The sequence below is a fragment of the Aliivibrio finisterrensis genome (assembly GCF_008933155.1).
Taxonomy (GTDB): Bacteria; Pseudomonadota; Gammaproteobacteria; order Enterobacterales; family Vibrionaceae; genus Aliivibrio; species Aliivibrio finisterrensis.
In genome coordinates, this window is record NZ_WBVP01000107.1 from 1 (window position 1) to 368 (window position 368).

Below are 368 nucleotides of genomic sequence, written 5' to 3' on the forward strand. Positions count from 1 at the left end.
CCGTCTTTGGTGCCACTTGTGACCGCAGAATAAGCCACTTTTGGCATATAATTTGAGCTGTGATTATCAAGCGAATAGTTGTAATTCTCATAAGGCACATACATATCTTCGCTACGGCTATGCGCTTCTGTCATGATGCGTACCACTGGCGACGTGTATTCCGTACGTTCATGCGTTGCTGAGATTGTGGTAATGCCTAAACGTTCACCTGTTTCAAGGTTATTCCACACGGTTGGTTCAGCATCATCTGGGTCAAGAATACCATCATGATCGGTATCAAAACTGGTGTTGTCTGTCGGATCGGAGCCGTCTTGGTATTCCACTAAGTTGGTGAAGCCATCACCATCGAGATCGCCACTTTCATCGCC

General features: G+C 46.5%; 1 protein-coding gene. It reads right to left on the reverse strand.

Annotated features, from left to right (window positions below):
* Positions 1–368 (reverse strand): hypothetical protein (locus tag F8B77_RS17755; protein WP_167512879.1); only part of this gene is annotated, 368 nt, incomplete at both ends.